The organism is Parapedobacter sp. SGR-10 (assembly GCF_011030405.1).
In the GTDB taxonomy this organism is placed as follows: Bacteria; Bacteroidota; Bacteroidia; order Sphingobacteriales; family Sphingobacteriaceae; genus Sphingobacterium.
Map to the genome: position 1 here is coordinate 279,120 of NZ_JAAJTJ010000002.1, position 15,892 is coordinate 295,011.

At 44.9% G+C, this 15,892-nt stretch carries 12 protein-coding genes; 2 read left to right on the top strand and 10 right to left on the bottom strand.

Annotated elements, in window-relative coordinates; genetic code table 11:
- Positions 1 to 60: 60 nt before the first annotated feature.
- Genes G5B00_RS03365 through G5B00_RS03375 form a run of 3 tightly spaced genes read right to left on the bottom strand, consistent with a single transcriptional unit; the run spans position 61 to position 814 of the window.
- Entirely contained in the window at positions 61 to 300 is a 240-nt protein-coding gene (locus G5B00_RS03365) for a hypothetical protein (RefSeq protein ID WP_163871838.1), read from the bottom strand.
- 19 nt (positions 301 to 319) lie between these two features.
- Complete coding sequence (locus G5B00_RS03370) at positions 320 to 499, bottom strand: hypothetical protein (RefSeq protein WP_163871839.1); 180 nt, start codon at positions 497 to 499, stop codon at positions 320 to 322.
- Positions 500 to 550: 51 nt separating this feature from the next.
- Positions 551 to 814 carry a hypothetical protein gene (locus tag G5B00_RS03375; RefSeq protein WP_163871840.1) on the bottom strand — a complete coding sequence of 88 codons (264 nt, stop codon included), beginning with the start codon at positions 812 to 814 and terminating at the stop codon, positions 551 to 553.
- A gap of 567 nt (positions 815 to 1,381) precedes the next feature.
- On the opposite strand from G5B00_RS03375, the gene G5B00_RS03380 reads away from it, so the two are divergent.
- Together G5B00_RS03380 and G5B00_RS03385 are read left to right on the top strand one after the other, a co-directional pair.
- The gene (locus G5B00_RS03380) at positions 1,382 to 4,300 is read left to right on the top strand and encodes a TrlF family AAA-like ATPase (RefSeq protein WP_163871841.1); all 2,919 of its coding nucleotides are present in this window, start codon (positions 1,382 to 1,384) and stop codon (positions 4,298 to 4,300) included.
- A 255-nt stretch (positions 4,301 to 4,555) separates the two neighbouring features.
- Positions 4,556 to 5,776 (top strand): IS256 family transposase, encoded by a 1,221-nt coding sequence (locus G5B00_RS03385; protein ID WP_163871842.1) that lies wholly within the window; start codon positions 4,556 to 4,558, stop codon positions 5,774 to 5,776.
- 115 nt (positions 5,777 to 5,891) lie between these two features.
- Here G5B00_RS03385 and G5B00_RS03390 read toward each other — a convergent pair whose 3' ends face one another.
- From G5B00_RS03390 to G5B00_RS03420, 7 genes are all read right to left on the bottom strand, one after another.
- Positions 5,892 to 7,148: an ATP-binding protein gene (locus tag G5B00_RS03390; RefSeq protein ID WP_205966278.1), complete on the bottom strand. Its 1,257-nt coding sequence runs from the start codon at positions 7,146 to 7,148 to the stop codon at positions 5,892 to 5,894.
- A 228-nt stretch (positions 7,149 to 7,376) separates the two neighbouring features.
- On the bottom strand, positions 7,377 to 9,077 hold the full coding sequence (locus G5B00_RS03395) for an ATP-dependent helicase (protein ID WP_163871843.1): 1,701 nt from the start codon (positions 9,075 to 9,077) through the stop codon (positions 7,377 to 7,379).
- Between the two features lie 2 nt (positions 9,078 to 9,079).
- Positions 9,080 to 10,846 carry an ATP-dependent nuclease gene (locus G5B00_RS03400; protein ID WP_163871844.1) on the bottom strand — a complete coding sequence of 589 codons (1,767 nt, stop codon included), beginning with the start codon at positions 10,844 to 10,846 and terminating at the stop codon, positions 9,080 to 9,082.
- 114 nt (positions 10,847 to 10,960) lie between these two features.
- Positions 10,961 to 12,949, bottom strand: a complete 1,989-nt coding sequence (gene mobC, locus G5B00_RS03405) for a conjugal transfer protein MobC (protein WP_163871989.1) — start codon at positions 12,947 to 12,949, stop codon at positions 10,961 to 10,963.
- An 18-nt stretch (positions 12,950 to 12,967) separates the two neighbouring features.
- Positions 12,968 to 14,275: a relaxase/mobilization nuclease domain-containing protein gene (locus G5B00_RS03410; RefSeq protein ID WP_163871845.1), complete on the bottom strand. Its 1,308-nt coding sequence runs from the start codon at positions 14,273 to 14,275 to the stop codon at positions 12,968 to 12,970.
- Complete coding sequence (locus G5B00_RS03415) at positions 14,263 to 14,652, bottom strand: plasmid mobilization protein (protein ID WP_163871846.1); 390 nt, start codon at positions 14,650 to 14,652, stop codon at positions 14,263 to 14,265. The genes G5B00_RS03410 and G5B00_RS03415 overlap by 13 nt, the downstream gene beginning before the upstream one ends.
- 237 nt (positions 14,653 to 14,889) lie before the next feature.
- A complete protein-coding gene (locus tag G5B00_RS03420; protein WP_163871847.1) occupies positions 14,890 to 15,789 on the bottom strand; it encodes a toprim domain-containing protein in 900 nt (299 codons plus the stop codon).
- Positions 15,790 to 15,892: the final 103 nt, after the last annotated feature.

Here is a 15,892-nt window from a genome sequence, read left to right on the forward strand (position 1 = left end):
AATATTTCGCGAAGGTGTTGCTATTCGGCACTTTTTTGCATAATACTACCCCGTTATCCACTACTTTACGATCCATCCCCATAGCCCCCAAACCATCAAGGCCGCAGCGCCCCATTTCAGTACCCATTCCACGATAAGGGTAAACAGACCGACAAAATAATTATTGAAGTGTTGCAAGCCGCCAACGCCCCTGCGGTTGAACTGGCGCATACCGATTATGAGCCTTATCGCCAGACCTACAAAAAACACCGTGCCGGGCGGCATGCCCTGCACCAACTGGATTAAATCTGCCATCTTCATGTCGATTCATTTTAATTGTTCAACCAATATGTACCGTTTTTCTAAAGTCCCGCACGATGCCGTCCGCTTCGTTTTCACTCCCGCAAGCTGCTAACCTCCCTACCAGCTCTTCAATGTGGCGGATGGGTACAAGCGGGGAAAAGATGTATTCGAGCCTCACCTTTTCCACTTTGACCATTACCCGATATGGCTTTGTCATGTTCCGCCTCAACCGCATGGCCTGCAGGGCTTCTTCGGCATTGCCCGTTTTTTAATAGCGATCTGCAAGCTGCACCATGCGGGCATATCTGCCATAGCGAACCAGGTTGTTTCTGCCCCTCCTGCGTCTGGGCGGCCTGCGGTAGCGGAGGTCATCCATAAATTCCTCGTAGCTGTAACCGGGATATATCCCGCAAAGGATATGGTAGGCAAAAAGGGGCTGCTGTTTATATAACCGCCTTGCCCTGCGCATCCGGCGGATCGCCGCCAATCGTTCCGGTGTAAAAGGTTTCCCCATGATTATGCTGTTAGCCATTTTTTACTGTTTCTCTTTTTTCATCCGCCGCTCCAAAGGGCGTTTTCCAAAAGAAAAAAGGAGAAAAAAGAAAGCCCTCCGGCCAATGGCGAGCGGGCAACCGGAGAGCTATAAGTCCCAGAGGGTGGCAAGCGGAGCGCAGCCATTATGCGCTCGCAGGGCAGCCACCGCCATTAGCTTCGCTGTACTTTTTGCCCTTTCGAATTGGAAAATGCTGTAGCAGGCTGGTGTCCGTGTACGGTCTTTGGAAACTGGACAAAGCTGGAACAATAAAGCATGAGGGGGATGTAAGGCGGCGGTAAACGCCGGTCACGGCCATGCCGGGACGGAAGCGGAGCGTACCCTGCAATGACCCGACCCAACGGGGCATGCCCGAATCACGCTCATTGAAAAAGTAGTTGACAGTTTTAAAACCAGCACCATATGTAAAAATGCAACAATCTTATTGTGTTAAGTCCAGCTTTATATAGAAAAACTTTATTTATATCTTTATTGGCAAATCAACGCATAACTACTAAAATCAGTTTGCTTTGATCGTAGAAACTATGTTTATTGAACTATAAGACCATGTCAACCAATCCATATAGAAAAGGCTCCTGTTGGAGAAGATGGGATTTACATATACATACGCCGGGAACCAAAAAGAATGACCAGTTTAAGGGAGGTTCCATTGAGGATAAATGGAAAAACTATATCCGCGACATTAATTCATATCCCGGAGAAATTGCCGTTATCGGTGTTACCGACTATACCTGTATTGATAATTATTTTAAGTTTAAAGGGTTCGTGAATGACGGAACTATCACAAAACAGATACCCCTTATTATTCCCAATATTGAATTACGTCTTTTACCCGTTACGGGAAGTAGCATCGCAATTAATATTCACTGTCTTTTCAACCCCTCCTTTGATGACAAAATTCGGGAGCGTTTTTTGCATAAGCTAAAATTTGATAACGGAAGCCGCTCATATTCGGCTTCAAGAGCAGACTTGATCGAGTTAGGGCGAACACACAAAAACGATTCTTCCCTACCGGAAGAAACTGCCATTAAGGAAGCGATAATGCAGTATATGGTTTCTGTGAGTGATTTGAAAAGTTTATTCAAAGAAGATCCTGAATTGCGGAACAACTCACTAATAATCGTTGCCAATAGCTCAACCGATGGAGCTTCGGGTTTAAGAAATCATTATGAATTAATAGAAGGTGCAAAGTACACTGCACTTGATGCTACCCGTCAGGCTATCTATCGGTTTTCTGAGGCGATTTTTTCAGGTAGTGACAAGGACGCGAAATATTTTTCGGGATTGGGTGTTGATCCGATAGAAGAAGTTAAAAGAAAATGTTTGGGGTTAATGCCATGTTTTCATGGTTCAGATGCTCATGAAAACAGCAAAATATTTGAACCTGACCTGAAACGGTATTGCTGGATAAAATCAGACCCCACATTCAACGGTCTCCGTCAAACCCTTTATGAACCCACTTCCAGGGTAAGGATACAGGAAGATCAGCCTGAACAAAAAAAGGATTACCTGATTATTGACGAGGTAAAGTTTGTTCCGGCCACGGGAGATTCAACGTTTCCCCCTACTGGTATTGAGATAAACGATAAACTTAATACAATAATAGGTGGTAAATCTTCCGGGAAGTCCCTTTTGCTTTACTATATAGCAAAGACAATAGACCCAGAACAGGTAAAAAAGAAACTGGCGGAACCCGGAATAGATGCAGGGTATGATTTCGATAATAACCCCACCTTTGATTTTGAAGTGAAATGGGGAGACGGTACAATCTACAAGCTAAGGCAACCTACCGGAGAAAAAAGCAGGCAGATTACCTACATTCCCCAGATGTATATAAACTTTCTTGCAGAAAAACGAGGCAAAGAAGGATTAAAAACCCTCATTCAATCATTTCTTGAAGAAAAGGATACTTTTAGTGCGTTTCTAAAGGAGCTTAAAAAAGAGCAGGATATAGCGAAAATTGACCTAAATACAGCTATAACACAGTTTTTTCAACTAAAAGGGAGTTATGCCAGTATATTGGAGGATATAAAGGGCAAAGGCGACAAGTCCGCACGGCTTCGGAACATTGATGAGAAAAACAGGGAACTGGCCGGACTGAGAAACATAGCGGGATTTTCGGAAGAGGATGAGCGTAATTTTGAACGCCTTGAGAAAAACAGGAAGATTCATCAGGACAGGTTCGTTTCGCTTCAACACTTAAAAGCCATTTACCAAACAGAATATCCGACAGAACTACATAAGCTAATGGCAAGTGTGGAGACCTCATTAGATAGTTATTCCCGTTTGGCTTCTGCCAAATTCATGCTGCATCCGTTCATTGGGCGGCGCTTCCCGTTGCAGGTGGATGCCGACAAAGGGGCGATTAATGCCGTATTTACAGAACTTATTGACCAAGCCCAAAAATTCGGTCAAAAGATCGATCGCCTAATTACCCTTACCACTGACAGGATCAGCCAGTACGACCGTAAAATCCAGCCATATTTGGATAAAATATCAAACCGGGATAAACTTCAGTCGTTACAGCAGGAAATAGCTGATGAGCAGTCGGTAGTGGAGCAAATCAACGAGCTGGAGCAAACACTTGCGGCGACCAACAGCGCCATTGTGCAGGAATATGACAAAATAATCGAAGCATACTCCCGTCTATTGGAATCTTACAATAAGGTAGTGACAGAAATAAACAGTAAACCCGACTACTCTGAAATTAGTGCCGAAAAAAAAATAAAACTGAAGGCACAACTTGATTTTGACACACAGCGGTTTGCGGGGGCATGTACATCTTTTGTCAACAAACAAAGTTATTTCTTCAATATTTTTGGGGCATACTTCGATGGAAACAACAACTACATTTTTGACAAAGACACTCACGCAGAAAATTTCAAGGATATTTTTAATAAGATTCTTGACCCGGCAACCAACAACATCCGTTTTAATCAGGGAGGCACAATCCAAAACATAACCACAAGTCTTTTTGACGATTATTTTTCTGTGAGCTATGAATTATCACAGGGCGGAGAAGATATTTTGAGAATGTCGCCAGGCAAAAAGGGAATGATATTATTGTTTCTCATTTTACACCTTAGCAATGCTGATTATCCGATATTAATAGACCAACCCGAAGACAATCTGGATAACCGGACAGTCTACACCGAACTGAAAGATTTTATAAAGCAGAAAAAGGTAGAAAGGCAAATAATTATCGTTACCCATAATGCCAATATCGTTGTTCCTACGGATTCGGAAAATGTGATTGTCGCAAACCAAGAGGGGCAAGATGCCGGGAAAGACAACGCTGCATATAGGTTTGAGTACATTTCGGGGTCACTGGAAAACACATTTAGATCTTCTGGCAGTCCCGGTATACTGAATCAAATGGGCATCAAAGAACACGTATGCGAGATTTTGGAAGGTGGTGAAGCAGCCTTTATAGAACGGGAAAGAAGGTACTCACTGAATGAATAATGATGGCTCAATAAACTTGACGATGACAGTTACTGAGTGGATAATTAACGGTTTAGGCTGCAAAGGAGTAGACAGTTTGCCTTTGGGGTGTCAATAAATCCCAATATTGGTGGTGTCTCTATCCAAAAGGTAAAAGTGTCGATTTGGTGTTTTGCGAACCATCTGAGCCGTTTGCGAGCCCTTTAAGCGGTAAGACATGAGAGTATTCCACAAACTGTGTCAGTTTGAAGTTAACTAACTTTAAAAATGACACATATGGAAAATCAAGAGAAACAACCATTTGACTTTGAAGCCTTCAAGAAGCAGGCGGCGAGCCGTTTGAAGAAGGGCGAGACGCTGCTGGGCAAGGAAGGCGTTTTTACCCCCTTACTGAAGGAGTTTCTGGAAGAAGCTCTCACAGGGGAACTGGAGGCTCATTTGGAGAGCCAGGATGAACCTAACCGTAAAAACGGCAAGGGTAAAAAACAGGTGAGGACAAGCGTGGGTAAGGTGGAGATCGAGACTCCCCGTGATCGCAACGGCACATTTGAACCCGAGATTATTGGTAAGCGTCAAAAGACGCTGGGGGTGGATCTGGACCGTCAGATCATCGCTTTATACGCCCGTGGGGCGAGCTACAGCGATATCCGTGATCATCTCAGCGAGATGTACGATCTGGACATATCTCCTGCCACCATTAGCCGTGTAACGGACAAGATACTGCCCTTGATTCAGGAATGGCGAAGTCGGCCTCTGGAGCGTGTTTATCCGTTTGTATGGCTGGACGCGATCCATTACAAAGTCAGGCATGAAGGCCGTGTGGTTAACCGGGCTGTATACTGCGTTATCGGCCTAAATCAGGAAGGCTTTAAGGAGCTGCTGGGCATGTATATCGGCGAGAACGAAGGCTCTAAATTCTGGCTGCAGGTGCTTACCGATCTTCAGAATCGCGGTATCGAAGACATTTTTATTGCCTGCATTGATAATTTACCGGGCTTTGCCGAAGCCATCGAAAGCATTTTCCCGCAGACTGAAATACAACTTTGTGTTGTTCATCAGATTCGCAACTCTCAAAAATATCTTTCCTACAAGGATGTAAAACCTTTTATGAAGGATTTACAGACGGTGTACAAGGCTACTACAAAGGAACAGGCAGAACGTAACCTGGAGCAACTGGCTGTCAACTGGGGTCAACGCTATCCAAAAGTAATTGAATCGTGGCGCAAGAACTGGCCGCGCCTTAGTAATTACTTTCAATACGTTAAGGAGATACGCCGCATTATGTATACCACCAATATCATAGAGGGTTTTCATCGTCAGCTGAGGGCCGTCACCAAGACCAAGGGGGCTTTTCAAAGCGAAGACGCATTGATGAAACTGCTATTTCTGGTACAGGAGAATATTACTTCGAAGTGGAACAAGCCTGTTCACAACTGGAACCAGACCCTTGCTCAGCTATCCATTATCTTTAGCGAACGACTTAAACTAAATATCTAAGACTAATGTTCTCATCGTCGACCAATATTTTTTGCAACTCCGGTAACTTTACCCGACTGTATCAGAAAAAATATCAGTCGCCGATGAGTCCTAATTTAAAGAGATCTGACACAGTTTATGAAATACTTCCTAAGACATACTTAGTGCCTTTACCAGTAGAACCCACTTTCACAATCAATCCACGATTAACTAAATCGGTCAAATCTCTCGTTGCCACCGGTTTGCTTATCTCATTTATTGCCTGATAATTTGCATTCGTCAGTTCGCCTTGCTTTTTGACATACAATAAGGCTTTAATCTGCCTTTTACTTAGATTGAGATTTTGCAGATATTCCTCTGTATAAATATCTTTCCGGAACGTAACCATAAGTCCGCCCCAAGATTCCTCAAATATCGGCTCAGGCATTCCGGCTTGCTGAAAAGCGGTCAGTATTTTCTCAATGCCCCGTCCCCAGGATTCAATATAACCGGCACGGAAAAATGCCTCTGCGATATGCTTGTTTCTCGGACGGGAGGGGTGCTTCTTGGTCAATCTTTCCAAAGGAATGTCAACCGGCAACTTTCCCGGATTCCACAATATCAGTTTATCATCATACACGCTAAGCTGGATGGTAGTATCGGTATAATCTTTATGTACGATGGCGTTTAATATAGCTTCCCTTAATGCCGCTTCGGGATATTCCAGCTTTTCAATCCGTTGTATGCCCTCATAAGAAATGGGCGAAATCAGGTATCTATCTTTAAGCAACTGCATAACCCTATCCACCATCTCAAAGATATTTCCCTCGACCGTATCCTGAAACTGAAGGTCTGCATCAGACGCGCCGAATTTTCCGATTTTGAAATAGCTATGTATAAAATAACGTTGTGGCCTTTTGCCGAACAAAAGGACGGTGGCTGCCCTTAGTTTGCTTTCCGGTGTTATCAAATCCAGGTTCTGCAACAAGGTAAGCAAGTCATCCTCGTCGGCATTGTGGTAGATACGCCCACTTTTGATACTGGCTTTCAAAAAAGACGTTATTGCACTTTCATTTATGTCCTGCAAAGTCGCACCGTCAACTATCGTATCATCCCAAGTTCTACCAAGTTTTTTGTACAGAAAATCCTGTAAGGCAATCCCTTTCAACTCCTGTTTTGTACTACCGCTCCGGTAATGGTAAATACCATGATAGGAAATCGGCACAGTGCTCACCGGAACAACAACCTCGATGTAGCGTTTGCCTTCTTTCTCATGCAGATTGACATCCACGACAAGCCCCAAATGATTGACGATCTTATTCGGCAGGTCGTCCATCAGTTTCTTGTAATCATCCACTCCGGTCACCATGCCCTTATCATCGATACCGATATATATTTTTACCGCCCTGAGCATTGGCAAAACCGCAAACCCATTTCAGGTATTCATCCCTCCATGACTGTTTATATTCTATATTTTGTTGCTCTGACATTGTTCGCCGGTAACTAACCTATCTAAATAGCTCAAAATATGTAGTGTTCTTCACTCTAAACGGTGTTACGTCAAATCAATTGATTTAGGCCGAATAGCTTGCTCATATAAAGTGTTCTATTTTTATGTATGATATAAAATTATTCTATTTTTTTAAACCAATATGCAGGGCTCCGACTTGGGCGTCAAAAAAGTGCTAAAGCTCCTCGCTCTCGTAATCGCCACCCGTAGAAGCCGCCTACCTTCTGAAATGTCTCCATTATAAACAATAGGTTTTTTATACTCCTCCCAAATGACAACCTCATCAAACTCTTTACCTTTTGATTTATGGATGTTCATTACAAATATTCCACGAAAAACCCGACTTGACATTGAAAAGTGTTCTTGGGTCAACGCCTCATCAACCGAAATACTGGCACCAGTATAATTACCATAGTTGCGCCACCTTTCAGAGAGTTTTTGGCTTAGCAAAGTCCCTCTTCTTAGTAGTTTAAGATACCTGGCATCTTCATATATATTTTTTAGACAATCAGAGGTTGATTCTTGGAAAAGTCTTCTAACCGATAACCAATCATCTTCAGGAATACCGGTCAGATTTAATTGCTGACGTGTCTTTATCAAATTTTCTATCTCGCTTACCAGGAGCTTCCTTTTATGGCTGTTAGCCTTTCTATGGATTAAAAAATCTTCGAGAAATTTGGCGAGTTTGAGATCGGCCTGATTTGGCCGGTCGCCTTTTCTTCCACGAATATGGGCGATAATTCTACCCGTGATTTTATTTACGTTGGCTTCCAGGCTATTTTCAAGCGGTTCAAGCAATGTGGAAATTATCAATGCAGCTAATGAAGGGCCAGCCGGATCAATAATAACTTCATGAGCGATACCCTCGGAAGTTAAATAGGTAGAAATGGAAAGCGTATCTGACTTGGTTTTTACGAGAATTGCTATCGACCAATCACCCTTTGGATTTGACCTTTTCAATCTCGCAATGCTACGAAAAATTGCGTTCTTCAAACTGATTCTCGACATTTTCCCTGTATAAAACGGGTATTTTTCAACTGATACAAAGGTGTACTTTTTCCCGATGTTGGCACCTGTCAACAAATCGTCTCCAAAAATAGCAATATCTGTACCGTTACTCCTGTTGTTCTCTTTTCCGAGGTCGATTTTCTCAACTTTGAAATGACTTACAAATTCTGGGATTCTTGTCACCGAAGCACCCCTAAAGTCATATATCCGTTGTTCGAGATCAGCTAACGCCATTATCCGGCTGTATTTTCCAAGCAACTTTATTATCTCCCATTCAAACCTGTCCGTATCTTGGAATTCATCGACAATAATAAACGGATATGCATTGGCGGTTAACCGTAAAATTTTATCAGACCTCTTAAAAATTTCATAGGTGGTTTCAGCAAAAAGATCGAAGCATAAAAAACCTTCTTGCCGGAGCATCGACAATTTTTTATTCTGTTGTTCCTGTTTAGGAACTTCTGCCACTAATGCCGCAAGATTTGGTGGTGTTACAAGTTTAAACTTACGATGGTGGTACAACAAATACCCGTGCGTTTTTACAATAGACCAACAAAATCCATGATAGGTGTTTATTTCGATAGATTTTTTTATCTCGTTTGGTAAATAGTTTTTTGCCTGCTCTTCAATCCGGGTTATCGTGGCACGAGCAAAGCTTAAAAATAAAACCTTTTGTTGCTTCGCAATGTTCTCCGATTCGACGACTCTTTTAGCTTTTAAGAGCGCCATGGTTGTCTTCCCTGAACCCGGGCCACCCTCAACAAGGATGTTTTCATTGGAAGTAAGTATTTTCTTCCTGCTCGCACAAATTTTGAAATCAGCCATAATTAGTCCTCCATATCGGTAGCTGGTGGGGTATCCAATATGTCCCTTATTGATTTTAACACTTTTCTAATGCTCAACGGAACTTGTGTACTTCGCTCACAAGCGCCTAACAAATCTGAAACAGCATAATCACCCTTACTTTTCTTCAGGAAATTAAACAGTGCTTTCTTGATTTCGTCAATTCCGATTTCATCATCATCATTATACTGGTACTTATGCAGACTTTCCGGCCATTCACCATTATTAATAAGATTCCAATAGTAATTTTCAAGCAGATCGTCATCTGTCCCAGCTAAAATTTGGGATTCAAAGCCTGTATACTCGGATTCAAATGGATAATGTACTGCTGCTTTAATTTTTTCCAACTGGGCAGGGTCTTGTTTGTCAAAAACAGCAAAAACAATTTTTCCCAACGACCTAAAGTATTCCCCAAAGTTGGCGATTGCTGTATCCGATCCCGCATCAAATACAGCTATTCCCATCTCCTCAAGTGAGGAGTATTTATCACCTTTTAACTCATTCAATCTTCGGGCTGCAGCGCCGTAGCCATTAGCTTCTGTCGTACCTTCCGTTAAAAGTATACGTTTTGCCAATAGCGATTCAGCAAATCGCAAACGAAACTCCCTGCTGTATTGCTTGGGTTTGATATTTTTAGGAAAACGTATAAACTGACTTTCCACTATTCCATCGTGGGAACGTTGTATAAGGACGATTTGCTTAGGGGGAAATTCTTCCAATACAAATGGTGAGTGGGAAGTAAATATTGCTTGGGAGGATTTATTCTTGATACTATCAACAATCCTCTTTTGGGTGTATGGTGGAATGGCTATTTCCGGTTCTTCCATAGCAAAGATTACATTCTTTTTCAATTCAGCTATCATTGATAACAAGGCAAGCACCATTGTATTGATCGTACCGGTACCCTGATGATGAAAAGGTGCATGATAAGACCCAGGACCAGTTGACATAAACACAGTGAGTGTTTTACGCAAATGTTCCCGGGTCAAATCGGAAACCCTAAGAATGGGCTCGGAGCCCCAGTCAGATGGCACATATTCCTTCAGTGCGTTTTGTACTCCCTCCAGAACACCTTTAATGCCAAGTTCAGGGTCTTCCGCCACTTCAGTATGCCTCAACTGCGACAGGACATTTTCCCACATTTTTGGGCGTATTTCCTTGATACGTAAAATAATATCGAGCAGTGAACCGCGCTCCATACTCAACGCTCTTGAACCAGTCCGCAGTGCCCGTAGATACAGGAATCCGCACTCTCTTTTATCGCCTTTTGCAAATTTTGTCAGCGTATCATCTTCATTGATAGGCCAACAAAAAAAAGTTTCACCGCTAAAATCATCATCGTCGACATTGTAATACCCTACGAATTTAACCCGCAACGCAGGAACTATATGTGGGAGATCTACCTCATCAATGGAACCTGGTTGCAGAATAATTTTACTGTCTTTATCCCAAAACTCTGTATGATTTTTAAACCTGTTGTGCTGATCGGGTTCCAATTCTGTTATGACCAATTCTATTTCGATCTTGGGGTTGTCGCCTTCTTCAACGAAATATCTTCCATTAAAAAAGTCATGTTCATCGATGACAGGTAATCTACTTAATCTATCGGGTCCTAAAACCAAATCAATGGCTTCAAACACGGTGGATTTTCCGGCGTTATTGTCGCCAATTAAAACTGTGTGGCTATTAAATTCGATTTTTGCCTTGGCGATTCCTCGGAAATTGGTTATGTCAACGTATTCAATTCTCATACTTAGTTTATTCTGCTTAAGTGGGTTAAATATGCTGGATTAATTGGTTTCTAAGATAATCAGAAACATTAAAAAAACATTGAATAATAACATTTTACGATGATTTATTATTTTTCAGTTTCCCTTCCTCACCACCAAGTGGCTCAATCCCGGATCGTTCAGCAGCCGTTCCATTTCCGACTGGATAATGTCCTGCACGTCCTGTTTTACCTGTAAATAATTGCGCTGTACCATGCCGTTATCCAGCTTACGGATGACGGCAATATCCTGATAGCCGTCCTGCTCTTTCTTCAACGCTTCGTGGTCGTTGATGATCTCGCAATGAAAGGCTTTCAGGTCAATCTTATTGTCCGGGTCATCAGCCACCATGCCCACGAACTCGCCGGAACTCAATCCCGAAATCCGGGACGGCGGTATAGCGGCCTCCAACTGTTTAGAGCGACTGATGGACGTATCACCGCTATTAATAGAATAGCTTTCCCTGTCCTGCATGATCTTCCCGAAACGCTCGGAAAGCTGCTTGGCGGTGTCGCCCGTAACCTGTCCGGCAACAATGTTTCCGGTGATGTTCATGATGACATCGGCCTGTTCACGGCCATAGTCCTTGCGAAGCTGGCTAAAGTCCTGTATGCCCAGACAGGTGGACACCTTATTGCTCCTTGCGGTAGCAATAAGGCTGTCCATGTTGTTCAGGTAAATGGTCGGGAACTCGTCAAAAATTAGGCTGCTCTTAACCTTACCTTTTTTGTTCACCAGCCTGACCAGACGGGTCACGTACAGCGATAGCACGGCCCCGTAAATCTGTATCTTCTGCGGATTGTTGCCCATGCAGACGATCTTCGGATCATCGGGATTATTGATGTCCAGATTGAAGTCATTGCCCGACAAAACATAATACAACTGCGGGGATGAAAGCCGGGCCATCGCTACTTTTGCAGCGGCAATCTGTCCCTCCAGTTGTTCCATCACATCATTGAGGTAGGCGTTCACAAAAGGGTTGATGAGTACCTCGATTTCTTTCTCGGTGCGGAGCAACGTAAACAGGCTGTCATAGTCCGTCTGCATCAGTTCAATGACATGAGGCAGGGTGCAGAACTCCCCGTCCTTGTACCGCCGCAGGTACCATATGACCGCGGTCAAGAAATTGATGGGGCTTTCCACGAAAAAATCGCCCTGACGCCTGATCCACTCCCGGTTCAGCCCCATTAAAATCGTCCTTGCGCTTTCTGCCGCATCGGTGATGTCGGTCATGGCGGACGGTTCCAACGGATTGCAGCGATGGCTGCGTGTCAGGTCGTCAAAATTGATGACGTAAAAAGCCGGTGGTTTGCTGTATCTATGCCTGTTCTTCAACCAGGTATTGTAGGCGATTTTAGATAGGTCGTCAAACTTAAAATCGTACACGAACATCGTAAATCCCTTGCGGATATGCTGTGTGATGACATGCCGTATCACGAAGTAGGATTTTCCCGAACCCGGTGTGCCCAATACCATGACGGCACGGAAGGGATTGATGATATTGATCCAGCTTTTGCGCACTTTGTTTTTCAGCAAATACCTTGCGGGCAGGTTAATGGAATACTCGTTTTCCAGCAGCCGTTCCTCCTGCGGGAAGGTTTCGTTTTCCTTATTGAAAATATCCTTGTTGTTGAACTTGTTTTTAATGATGCGGGATAATAAGGTGCCGCCCGAAAGCACCAGCAAAAAGCCGATGGAAGTGATGCCGATATAAATGGCCGCCTTTTCCCGAATGCCTACCTTCAGCGCCAAAGAAAGATAGCTAACAAAGTACAGCAGCAAGCCCGTAAGGATATAGGCAAAGGCCGTTCTGTAATTCAACTTTTCATCCTTGCGCCCTCTTGCCCCCAGCAACGAAATGGCCAGAAAACCCAATGCGATCAGCTTGGAGCGATGGAAGCTGCTGAACATTCCGGTATTGCGGATATTGCCCAGCAGACGGTCTGAAAATTCGCTGACCAGTCCCCATGCGGCAAATGCGCCATAGCAGTAATAATAGAAATGGATGACTAAAATCACGATGCCGATCAGCCTGGTCATGTCCAGAATTTTCCTGAGCGCCTGTTCGTTTTCCCCTGTCTGCATAGCCATAGCTTTCAAGTTTTATTGGTTATTGGACTGGTGCTGCTTTTTCTTCTTCCTGCGCTTCCGTTTCAGCTGATTGGCCAGATAGTCGGCAGCCTGTTCGGGCTGCATCAGCGCATCAAGCAGGTTGCCGGTAGCCGCTGGCAATGCCTGTGGCTGCAGGTCGTTGGAAACGGCTTTGGTTTCTGCCGTCGCCCCGGCGAAAGGCTGTAACCCAATGTCCGGTTTCAGGGCTGGATGCGGCAGCGATTCCTGCGCTGGAACCGCTTTCCCCAAGCATCTTTCCGTTATCGCCCTTGCGCTGTAAGCCTTTCCCAATGCGCTGCCGTTGAATACACATTGCGTACGATGATCCACATAGGTAATCCCATAGAGCAGCCCCTCTTCATTTTTCCGGAGTACCATATCAATGCCCCGCTTCTTTAATACCTGTACCAATTCCTCGATGGGCAGTGTTGTTTTATGGAGCAAAGCCATGTCAACGGCATTCTTTACCCTTGCCCGGTGCGGCAGCCGTCTGGCTTCGTTGCCCTTAAATTTTGTTTCCAGAAATTTCAGCGTAGGCTTGTTGTAAAAGTCGCTGGCCTTAATAGGCACACCGATGGGATTGCCCTGCTCGTCCAATACCCGATAGACCAAACCGCCACTTGTAAAAATCCTCGAATTTTCGCCGCCCCGGTCGGCCAGCACATTGTACTGGCGAAGGACGGCATTGAGTTCCGGCAGGCTGGTATAGCGGTATCTTTCCAGCACCGCATCCAGTACGTTTGTGATCGCCCGGCGGGTGTCGGTACGGCCGTACTGCACCTTGCGCACATCGACCGGTTTCAGGCGGAAAGCCTCCCGTTTTTTACGGTCATCGGCCACTACCAGGCCGAAGGATTTTTCGATCTCTTTGCGTGCCTTTTCCGACTGGTTGCGCCCGATGTTCTGCGTGTCGATGCGGCTGCCGTCCTCCCTTACTTTCACGCTGACCAGATGGATGTGCGGATGCCCCGCATCGAAGTGTTGGTATACTAAATACGGCTGGTCGCCAAAGCCGATTTTGCGCATATAGGTATCGGCGATTTCCATCAGTTTTTCTTTGGTCAGTCCGGTATCCGAAGCATCAAAATTCAGCGAAACATGCACGCTGTTACGTGTTACGTTCTCGTTCAGTGCGGCCTGTTTCAGCAGGCGGTTCAGCTTCATCGTACCGTTCATTTTCTCTACGTCCACCGGGTAATTTCCGGCACCGATGCACTCGGCCACGCCCTCCTTTACCTTGTTCTCGTTATAGTTGAAAATGCGGTGGATGGAGTGCCCGGTTTTAATTACTGTAACCATGTTTCCGACATTTTCTGGATGCGGTTTTTGACCTCATCCACCTTATTGAACAATGTTTTTTTCTCCACTTCGTAGGCAATCAGCCAGCTTTTAAATTCGGCAATCTGATGGAGCGTGTGCAGCTTTTTTACGGCCTGGTTGAAGTTGTTTCCGACTGCGTTCAACTCGCCCCGAAGCCGTATCATCTCTGCCATAAAGTCATCGAGGGAACGGTTGCGATAGGTCGTCACGATGGGCTTTTCAAAGAGGCTCCGCCGCACATATTCACTTAGCTTGCGGCAGGTTGAAGCCCGCCATTTCTTTTCGATTTTCGCATACTCATGGGGCGTCAAACGCAGCCCGATGATGCGTGTCCTGTTTGCATTCTCCTTTTCCATCACTTGTCATTTTATCACATTTACAAACTGTATTTCTTCCCATCAGCAAAGCCAGCGAGTTCCTAGCAAAAGGGCTTATAAAATCGGTTGTTAAACAACCGGACATCTTGCCGATTGCAGGAACGGTGCAATCTTTCAGCCTTTTCCATGTTCCAGAGGACTTTAAATAGGTTTTAAAGTGTTCCGGGAGGTAGCAAAGCCTTTCAGCTTGCGGGAACTTTTCCGCTGGCACCATCTTCATAACTTTGGCTTTAACTGTTTCTTTACCGGCTTGCCGAAATTCACTGCCCAATCATTAAAGTCTTTGTAGTGCCGGTACAGGCTGCTTTCGTCCCTGTATTTTTCGCTCAACGAAAGAGCGTAGCGGCTGTAATTCTGTCCGGCCGTGTCCCTATCCAGATAAAGCCGGATGGCCTCGTGCCGTTCCATGAACGGGCGGGCTTTTTCAAAAAACGAAACGGAGTTGAGCACGGCAAAATCAAAGCGTTCTTCCGGCTCATTCCGGTGGATGCTTTTGAACGAAAGGAAGTCCGTGAAGCCCTCGAAAACAACGACCTCATCCGCATCGTTGTCAAAGGTGGTCATGCCCTTTGGGGAGCTGCTTGCTTTGAAGTAGGCGTTGCGGATTTCGTAGCCGCCCAGATCGTTTTTGAAGCCGATGCCGTAATAGGTTTTTCCGCCGAGTTCATAATGCACCTCCCGGCAGTAGCGGTCGGCAACCTCAACGGATATGCGCCGCTGGCTGAGGTAGTGCAGCAGGGCATACGATGAGAGCGTACAGTCCCGCAGGATCGTGATCCGGTTTTCGGCTTCTTCCACCTTTAACGGTTGGTGGAAGACAGGCTTTTGAAGGGAAAGATTACCGCTGAGGCTTTGCAGCAGTTCACCTACGGTACAGCCGTGGTAGCGGATGGCAAAATCAATGAGGTTGCCGCCCTTGCCCAGTCCGTGATCGTACCAGCGGTTCAGCTTCCTGTTGACTTTAAATGAGGGTGTCTTTTCGTCCCGCAACGGGGACAGGTACCAGAAATCATTGTTCCTGATTTTTGAAGGCTCGTGGCCCAATGCGGACAGGTAATTTACCATGTCCATTTCTTTGGCTTCTGCAATGGAAAGCCGGTTGCTTCTGAAATCCATAACCGCACGTATTCGTTCTACACTGTTCAGTTTAACAATGCGAAGTTAAACAGCCGTTACGGCATCTGCCCATCCTCTACATATTTTGAGGGGGATGCAGGTT

Coding starts and splice junctions, on each gene's coding strand:
- G5B00_RS03365 (WP_163871838.1), bottom strand. CDS start 300: ATGAAGATGGCAGATTTAATCCAGTTGGTGCAGGGCATGCCGCCCGGC.
- G5B00_RS03370 (WP_163871839.1), bottom strand. CDS start 499: ATGACAAAGCCATATCGGGTAATGGTCAAAGTGGAAAAGGTGAGGCTC.
- G5B00_RS03375 (WP_163871840.1), bottom strand. CDS start 814: ATGGCTAACAGCATAATCATGGGGAAACCTTTTACACCGGAACGATTG.
- G5B00_RS03380 (WP_163871841.1), top strand. CDS start 1,382: ATGTCAACCAATCCATATAGAAAAGGCTCCTGTTGGAGAAGATGGGAT.
- G5B00_RS03385 (WP_163871842.1), top strand. CDS start 4,556: ATGGAAAATCAAGAGAAACAACCATTTGACTTTGAAGCCTTCAAGAAG.
- G5B00_RS03390 (WP_205966278.1), bottom strand. CDS start 7,148: ATGCTCAGGGCGGTAAAAATATATATCGGTATCGATGATAAGGGCATG.
- G5B00_RS03395 (WP_163871843.1), bottom strand. CDS start 9,077: ATGGCTGATTTCAAAATTTGTGCGAGCAGGAAGAAAATACTTACTTCC.
- G5B00_RS03400 (WP_163871844.1), bottom strand. CDS start 10,846: ATGAGAATTGAATACGTTGACATAACCAATTTCCGAGGAATCGCCAAG.
- mobC (WP_163871989.1), bottom strand. CDS start 12,949: ATGCAGACAGGGGAAAACGAACAGGCGCTCAGGAAAATTCTGGACATG.
- G5B00_RS03410 (WP_163871845.1), bottom strand. CDS start 14,275: ATGGTTACAGTAATTAAAACCGGGCACTCCATCCACCGCATTTTCAAC.
- G5B00_RS03415 (WP_163871846.1), bottom strand. CDS start 14,652: ATGGAAAAGGAGAATGCAAACAGGACACGCATCATCGGGCTGCGTTTG.
- G5B00_RS03420 (WP_163871847.1), bottom strand. CDS start 15,789: ATGGATTTCAGAAGCAACCGGCTTTCCATTGCAGAAGCCAAAGAAATG.